We start from the raw sequence: 8,179 nt of genomic DNA on the forward strand, positions 1-8,179 counted from the left end.
GAAAACCTATCAGTATACACTCGTCATCAACCTGCACGAAATCATAATAGAAAAGGCTGAGGTAAATGCATGGGGAAATGAGGTAACTGCAACACCTGTAGAATAACTCTCTATCTATCCGATTACATCGGAACAATTAAGGTCGGGTAGGGTTGGATCTCCCTTCCCGACCACTATAGAAAAAAGTAAAATAAAGGGCTCTTTGACCATGATTTTAAAAGACATGAAAGGAATAAAACACTTACTGTTTATTGTTGGCTTTCCGACGCTTTTGTGCTTCGGAGCTTGTAGTGCGGAGGATGAAGCGCAGGGAGACGGCATGCCGATAAGTTTCCTCACCACCGTAGATAATCCGCAAACACGTGCCGAACTGACTACAGACAACTTGCTTACGATGGGCGTTTTTGCCTATCATACCTCCGATAACTTCAGCGATGCCGCCACCCCGGGGTTCATGTTCAACCAAAAGGTGGAACGGACGGAAAACAAAGCTGCATGGACGTATTCCCCTTTGAGGTACTGGCCGAATAACCCGTCGGATAAGCTCACCTTCTTTGCCTACGCGCCCTATGTAGACGAGACGACGGCAGGCGGAAGCAACCCTGCCTTTCCCGATAGAATCACAGCAAAAGGTTACCTCACCTTCACCTATACCGTGCCCGATAAGGAAGCCGACGGCACAGATCTACTGGTCGCCGTTCCGCTGATGAACTATACCTATGCCAATGCCGCAGGCGGAAAGATAGCCTTCAAAATGACGCATGCACTGACCAGAGTCAACATCAAGATTGTGGGTGGTGAAAGCTATACCGTCAAAACCGTTACCGCTCTTTCCCTTTTCGCCCCCGCTTCAGCCAAGCTCACTGTCCGCATTCCTCCCTCTACGGGAGAGACTCCCTGCGTATGGAGCGATAGGACTGCAAACAAGGAAATCCAAGCGGGTATATCATCTTCCGTCAATGTAACATCTACGGCAAGCTCCCTTGCCACTTTCTACCTGATTCCCCCTGCAGACAATCCCTCTTCCGTATCTCTGAAGCTGAACTACACCTTTGCCCGCAGCGACGGTACCGCCCCCACAGCTATGGAAAAGACTGTTTTCCTTTCCGCTACCCCTGCATGGACGCCCGGTGCTTCCGTCAGCTATACACTGAACATCAGCGGCAGTCAGCTTACCATCGAGAGTGCCAAAGAAGATATTTCATGGGGGAGCGGGGGAGATCCGACGGAAGGAGAATTAGGAGCCTCCACATGAAAACCAATACAAGTAATAGATAAAAAAGACTATGATGCGAAAGACAAACCTATTCTTATGTGTATGCGCCTTGGCGGTGGGTATTCCGACCGTTTCGGGCTGTCGGCAGGAAGAATACCCGTTGGGGCGGGAGAATCCCCTGTTGGAATTCCCCTTACGAATAGCCGCCGATATTGCTGCGGAGCGAGTTCTCACCCGTGCCGATGTTTCCCCTTCTTATGACAAAACCGCCTTCGTGGCGGGCGACGTGATAGAGGTGAAACGCACCACTGCCTCGAGTACTCTCACTCCCGCCTCCTGCACCTACAAGCTGACGGATGCAAAGACATGGGTGTGGACCGAAGACCCGTTGGAAACGGACGGCCCCTTCTACACCTACGAGAACGGTGAAACCTTCACCGCCACCTATCCCGCCACTTTCGACGTGATAAAGGAAGACCAGACTGGTGACGGCTTCCTCCAAAGCAACAAACTGACGGCACAAGCGAAAGCCGCGAACGGGGGAGTTACCTTCAACTTTGCCCCCGCCTTCACCAAAATAACCGTCATCGTCTACTATCAGACTGCCGAAGCCGTGCCCACCACCGACGTGTTCACCCTCACCGCCTCGGCCCTTCGCGGAGGAAGCGGCGACGAATCCGTCCGTTGCCTCTGCAAGACCAATGCCGCAGCTACCGAGCATACCTGGTCCGCCATTATCAACCCCGGCACCTACGCGCTAAACATCAGCTTGGGAAACACCACCTATACCGCCACCAGCAAGCAGTACAAGGCTGCCACCCATTACATCTACACCCTCTACCGCCAAGGCGACCGTTTCCAAATGAGCGGCAGCGTCACTATAAAAGAATACGATACAAACGGCACTACCGCAGGATCGGACATCAGTGCCACATAAACCCGATATTGAAATGAAAGCAACATTTATAAACATCTCGCTCTTGTCGATGTTGTCGCTGACTTCCTGCACCGACGGACAATCCGACCTCCCGCCCGCAGGAAGCATCGATAGCGAGGACATCCTCCGCATCTCCTCCGTCTCCGTGGAAGGTGCCGCCGATGCCGCCCTTTCCCGCAGTATCATCACAAACATAGGTACAAGCGGCGGCGAACTCTCCAGCATAGGCGTCTACACCACCTATACCGACGGTACGGAGTACAAACCCGCCCACGGCCGAAACACCGATACCTACGTATACAACTCCGCCGCCGCTTGGGAACCCTCCTCCACGCAGAAGAACACCGCCCTTCGTCTGCCTTTGTCTACCGCCCTCCATGCCTATGCCTGGCATCCCGCCTCCCTGTCTCCCGTCTTCCAGCGGAGCGGCAGTTATGTATCGGGCGTGGACGTCAGACCCGAAGTGGCTTTCGATGCCGCCGACCAGATCGACTATCTCTATTCGGGTGCAGCCACGGCGCAGTCCGGCACTCCCACCGCCTTCACCCTGAACCATGCCTTGGTGAAGTTCACCTGCAAAGTCTATAAATCCGCTTCGCTGACGGACGACATTCACCTGACACGACTCTCTGTCAGCACCTCGGACAACAGTTGGCTCACGGGACAAGGAAACATGAAACTTACCGACGGTGTACTTACAGGCTTGAGCAATACCGCCAAACTGGTGATGACAGCGACGGACGCCTCCAAGATTGTGCCCGAGGACAAGGACAACCCCGTGTCGGTCTATTGCCTGGTGGCTCCTGTCACCCAGAGCCGTCTCCGTTTCGAACTCGAAGCGAAGAGCAACAATCAAGAGTACAGTTTCCAAACGTCCTACGTCACTCCCTCTACCGCTACTTGGAAGCAGGGACAACACATCGTCTTCACCATTCTGCTGGACGGTATGGATGCGAAAGTAATGGGAGTCCAAGTCTGCAAGTGGGAAGATTACTCGGACACCTATATTCCCGTTTCTCCCGAACCCGACGGTGAGGTCACCCTTCGCTTTGCGCTTCCGCAGGCCGAAACCCGTGCATTGGGAGCCGCTCCCGCTACCGAGCCCTTAGACAAAGGTACCCTTTTCAGCGTGTACGCCTATCGCGACGGCAAGCAGTTGGGTCAAGGCGTTTATCAGGTAGACGCGTCCGATGCATCGCTGGCAAGTCCTGCCACGATAGGCGGCACAAAGCAACCTCTGAAATTGACCAAAGGAAAATACGACCTTTATTTCTTTTCCTACAATGCCGCGGGGACCGATGCGGGAGATTATCCCGTACTGACATCCGCAGCCATAGGAGATACCGATGGAGACAAGGTAAGCGTGCCCAACGGTAAAGACTTCCTGGCCACCTCCCTGAAAGCGACGGAGATTCAAGCCAACCAATCCACGGGTACGGACGAAAAGACGTTCTCCGTGTCACTGGCCGGTGCGCCTTTCCGCCGACAGTGTGCCCGCGCCAAAGCCACGCTCCAAGTGCAGGAGTACCCCGTGAAGCCCGAGAAGATCACTGCCCTTACCATTACGGTGAAGGGCTTGGCCGACGGCGGAAGCTATACCTTGACGGAAGAAAATATCACAACGGCTGCCAGAACAACCGATGCCTTTTCTTTCCCTTTCTCCCTGCCCGCCAACGGCTTTATCCCACAATATAACGCCCCTGCGCTGCAGCTCGAATTTGCCTCGGATGAAGTCTTTTTGCTTCCGATAGACGCCTCCGCGCCTCTGACGTTCGACTTGTCCATGAAGGTGGAATATACTTCTACTCAAACCGCGTCCACAAAAACGCAGCTGGTGGAGCTGAAAAATTATACACTCAACAAGCAACTGCAAGCGGGCAAGTCCTACAACTTCGTATTCCGCCTTACTTTCTATGGCGACTACAAGCCTGTGGGTATAGCCGTAGACATGCAAGAGTACACCCCCGTGAAGCTGCCCGCAAGCGGTGTAGGAGAAGATTAACCCCCGAAAAACAAAACAAGATATGAAGGATAAAAAACAATACTTTGGAATGAAATCGGCATGCCGTCTGTGGGTCGTTGCCCTGCTGCTGTCTGCTTGTGCCGACGATGGCGAATCGGACTTCGACGGGAGCGCCTCGTCGCTTCGACTCGACCTTTCGCTGGCCATGCCGCAGGAGATAACGGTAGAACCCCAGAACACAAGGGCTGCGGGCGATGTGGCGGTGACGGATGTACGTGTGTTTCAGTTTAAAACAGACGGAAGTCTGATGAAAAATAATAAATACACGGATACGGCCATTCAGCCCGATAACGTCACGGGCCTGTCCACCGTTACGACCCAAGGCGACGATTTCGATGATGTGAACAGTCGTTTCTATATCGTCATCAATACGGCGGATAAACTGGACGATTTGTTCGGTAGTTCCGCGGCTTCAACTTCTGACGAAAGCGCATTGTCTGCTCGCGTCTATGCTACGGAAGATATCTTTTCCACTCAACAAGCAATGGTGTACGGCCCTTATCCATACACGGGTTCAGGCTCTACCGTAAAGAAGACCTTGCAGCTCCTTGCCAAAATGCGGCACATCGGTGCGCGGGTAGACGTTTCGTGGAGTATCCCTGACGATGTGAATCTTACGATTACTTCGGCCCAAGTGGAGAACGTCCCCAAGAACTATTACCTCTACGAGCAGACTCCCATGCCTGCGGTTTCCGAGTATCTGGACCCGCAGTCCGTCAACTTGATTACAAGCGCCAACAGCTTCACCTTCTATATGCCCGAGAACCTGAAAGGCAGTGGAAAATCCGTCACCCCGCAAGGGAAGAACATTGCTGCCAACGGACCTTCGGGCAATTTGGACGGCTGCACCTGCATCGTGTTGAAGGGCGAGTATCGCTACGGAACGGCCGACGATGCGAACGGTGTTGCGGTGGAATATCGTTTCTACCTCGGTGCGGATATGATTAACAATTACGACGTGGAGCGCGGCAAAGTCTACCAGCTGGACATTGCCTTGAGTGGCGCCAACAGTGCCGATGCCCGCGTCAGCATCACGGACAGTAATGTGTTTGGTATCGGCGATGCGGACGATGTAAATCACGATATGGAATTTTAAAAGTATTATACAAGAGAAATGAAACCAATGAAAAGAATGTCATTCCTACCAATAATGTTGTGTGTGTCGGTGGTCTGCTGCTGCACGGCTTGCCAAGACGATGAAATAATTACGCCATCCCGCCCCGATGCGGTGGGAGAAACGATTCCCGTCGATGTGATATTCGACACGGAAAAGGTGCAGGATGCCTACGATCTCACTTCGCCGCAAGGCGGCGCCAGCCGTGCTGCTGTCCGAAGCAGGGGAGTGGTGGAAGTGGATTTGCTGCCCACGCCCGCCACTCGAGGGATAGAACAAGACAAACCTGCCACACTGACTAATGTGTTCGTGGTGCAAAAGAAAAAGGATAATACTTATGTCCTTGCGCTCAATAATCAATCCGTGGAGTTGGGAAAGAAGACGACGCTTTCCTTGCAGGCGGATGATGACAGTGAGCTTTATATCCTTGCCCGTAACGGTACGGCGGGCGATAATTTGACTACCTCCAACGTGGGTACTTGCACTATCACTTCCGCCGAAATAAATAAGATAGTCGAAGGCACTGCCGATGCCATCAACAAGATGCCCTATTTTCTCCACTTGGAGCACGTGGCGGTTACTTCGGAAGGCATCATTCAGAGTCTGCAAGGCCACGATGCCCGCTTGCGTCTGCGCCGATTGGCGGCACGGGTCAACGTCAGTTGGAATTTCAAGGTCGGAGGTTATACTCTGCAAGAAGTCACTTTGCAGGAAACTCCTTTGAAGTATCAGGTGTTTCCCCTCGAAGGGCAAAATTCTTATCCCGACTTGATGGATCAGTACTATACCTTGAAACTGTATGATGCTGGTAGCGATGCCACTTCCGCCGCTTGCTGGGTGGCTCGCAGTGTGCGTGGCACGGTCAACATTTCCAACGAAACCATGCGAGACAAGGAGAGGGCACCGCAAGGCAGTTCCTACCTGCAATTCATAGCGACCAAAGACGATACCAAGACCCGACTCGTCTACCGCATCTATCTGGGTGGAAATTCTATACAAGACTTCAATGTGCTGGATAACACCAATTATAATTATAATCTTACATTCAAGTCTACCGAGGACATAGCCGATGCCGACGGGCGTGTGCAGTTGCTGAACGGAGCTTCGGCTTCGACAGGAAATACGACTTTTGTTCCTACCGCCAACTGCTTTATGGTGAAGCCCGGAGGTAGTTTCCACTTCGATCCGTTTAAGTTTCGTCGTAGCGGAGATGATGTAGATAATACACAGCTTATAGGATGGGCTAATAGTCGTGGAGGAATTTGTAGTGTAAAGGTAGTATGGCAGACGCGCGAGAACGGCGATACGGGCGACCCCGTGCTGGGCGTTGCCAATAGCAGTTCCGACCATAGTAATATCGTGGAACTGACCAATGCCGATAATAGTCTGTTACCGAGTCTGCCATTAACCGACGGATTTAAAGAATCGGGCAAATGTCATATCCATTGCCGCGTGGCTCCGAACACAATCGGTGGCAACGGAGTGATTGCGGCGTATGATAAGGACAAGAAAATCCTATGGAGCTGGCATCTTTGGGTGACGGATTATAACCCCGATCCTCACGGGAATGTAGCTGTTTCGGAAGAGAACAAGCGGAAACAGAAATACACCTATCGGGGAGAAAACTGGTTGCCCATGATGGATCGGAATATCGGAGCACAAAAAGGGTTCGTAGAATTCCCGAAGGATGATTTGGAACGTTCCAGGGCCAATGGGGTAGGATATTCGCATGGAAGAAAAGATCCTAATCCGGGTAGCTTTTCGAGAAGTAAGGTCGAGCTTGTAACTATTACCGAAGGAGTTGTGGACGACTTGCAGAATATGTATGGTCCTGACGGATATTCGGTTGTTTCACGAGACACGTATGTGCCGGATCCGTCATATCAGAGTGCGGAATGGACCTTTCAGAATATTTTAAAATGGGGGTATTCCCAGCAGACTGTTTGGGATGGAAATGTTAAGACGTTTTATGATCCGAGTCCGCAAGGTTGGCGGGTCCCTCCTCATGAAGTGCTGTTGAATTTCTTTAAAGATACAAGCTATGCTGGAAATTCAAAATCGGCTGTGTATTCAGAATTGAACGGAGAGGATGCGACTCGAGAGAAAACTATGAATAATGGAGGGGCGTTAATACAATATGGAGCGAATAAGGAAGAGGTAACTTATGTCCGTTTAACAGGATACAGACGATTCGCTTATAGCTTTCAATTTGTGAATAAGTTTACCGTTTTGTGGTCGAGGGATAAAAGAGATAATACGAATGCTTGGGGCTTTTCAATCAATGGCGAGGGTAGCGGTTATAATACTTCAATGTTTGGCGGATGGGCAAGGTATGATGCGCATCACATCCGTTGCATTCAAGAGATGGAATAAGCAATATTGTATAACTTATAAAGAGGTTGTCTCAGATCTATGATAAGTTAATCGAAAATCGAGATAACCTCTTCTTTTATTAATTAAATAATATTTATCATGCAAAGAAAGATTAAAACAATCGTGAAAATGGTATGTGCGAGTGAGCACGATTCAAAAAAAAAGACACGCGCGATGTAATAGCTTGCGGTTATCGTTGGACGGAAGCCTTGCGTATTGTCCGCTCTTGTCATCCCGAAGTCACTATTATCTTACCCAAAGAGAAGATACAAGTCCGTGCAGGCGATGATGTGCGTGCGCTTATCGCGCCTTATGTCGCTATCATTCGTCGTGCGCTCGATGAGGGCAAGGTAGGTAAGTGGCACGGCACCTCTTCCGATTGCTGCGTCAAGCAAGTACGCCGCATTCTCAACCACTACTTCCATTTCTACCCCGGCAGTATCACCGAACCCGAACTCCATGTGATGATCGAAGATATGCTGTATGTGCATAAGGTGAGATAAAAAAGAGGAATGC

The 8,179-nt window shown here is 51.2% G+C and carries 6 protein-coding genes; all 6 read left to right on the forward strand.

All coding sequences use genetic code 11. The annotated features are described in order from the left end of the window. Positions 1–223 precede the first annotated feature (223 nt). The 6 genes from AAE250_RS23130 to AAE250_RS23155 all read left to right on the forward strand — a co-directional run bounded on the left by AAE250_RS23130 (position 224) and on the right by AAE250_RS23155 (position 8,166). Positions 224–1,255, forward strand: coding sequence for a fimbrillin family protein (locus AAE250_RS23130; protein WP_342289457.1), 1,032 nt, complete (start codon positions 224–226; stop codon positions 1,253–1,255). 31 nt (positions 1,256–1,286) lie between these two features. Continuing rightward, the gene (locus AAE250_RS23135) at positions 1,287–2,153 is read left to right on the forward strand and encodes a hypothetical protein (RefSeq protein ID WP_294601730.1); all 867 of its coding nucleotides are present in this window, start codon (positions 1,287–1,289) and stop codon (positions 2,151–2,153) included. Positions 2,154–2,166: 13 nt separating this feature from the next. Next, the gene (locus AAE250_RS23140) at positions 2,167–4,155 is read left to right on the forward strand and encodes a BF2992 family fimbrillin-A clan protein (RefSeq protein ID WP_294601732.1); all 1,989 of its coding nucleotides are present in this window, start codon (positions 2,167–2,169) and stop codon (positions 4,153–4,155) included. Between the two features lie 22 nt (positions 4,156–4,177). Continuing rightward, positions 4,178–5,272: a DUF4906 domain-containing protein gene (locus AAE250_RS23145; RefSeq protein WP_294601734.1), complete on the forward strand. Its 1,095-nt coding sequence runs from the start codon at positions 4,178–4,180 to the stop codon at positions 5,270–5,272. Positions 5,273–5,299: 27 nt separating this feature from the next. Further along, positions 5,300–7,663, forward strand: a complete 2,364-nt coding sequence (locus AAE250_RS23150) for a DUF4906 domain-containing protein (RefSeq protein ID WP_294601736.1) — start codon at positions 5,300–5,302, stop codon at positions 7,661–7,663. 209 nt (positions 7,664–7,872) lie between these two features. Further along, a complete protein-coding gene (locus AAE250_RS23155) occupies positions 7,873–8,166 on the forward strand; it encodes a hypothetical protein (protein WP_342289458.1) in 294 nt (97 codons plus the stop codon). The last annotated feature ends 13 nt before the right edge of the window (positions 8,167–8,179 follow it).

Origin of the sequence: Bacteroides sp. GD17 (assembly GCF_038448625.1) — a bacterium.
Taxonomy (GTDB): Bacteria; Bacteroidota; Bacteroidia; order Bacteroidales; family Bacteroidaceae; genus Bacteroides.

Coding starts and splice junctions, on each gene's coding strand:
- AAE250_RS23130 (WP_342289457.1), top strand. CDS start 224: ATGAAAGGAATAAAACACTTACTGTTTATTGTTGGCTTTCCGACGCTT.
- AAE250_RS23135 (WP_294601730.1), top strand. CDS start 1,287: ATGATGCGAAAGACAAACCTATTCTTATGTGTATGCGCCTTGGCGGTG.
- AAE250_RS23140 (WP_294601732.1), top strand. CDS start 2,167: ATGAAAGCAACATTTATAAACATCTCGCTCTTGTCGATGTTGTCGCTG.
- AAE250_RS23145 (WP_294601734.1), top strand. CDS start 4,178: ATGAAGGATAAAAAACAATACTTTGGAATGAAATCGGCATGCCGTCTG.
- AAE250_RS23150 (WP_294601736.1), top strand. CDS start 5,300: ATGAAAAGAATGTCATTCCTACCAATAATGTTGTGTGTGTCGGTGGTC.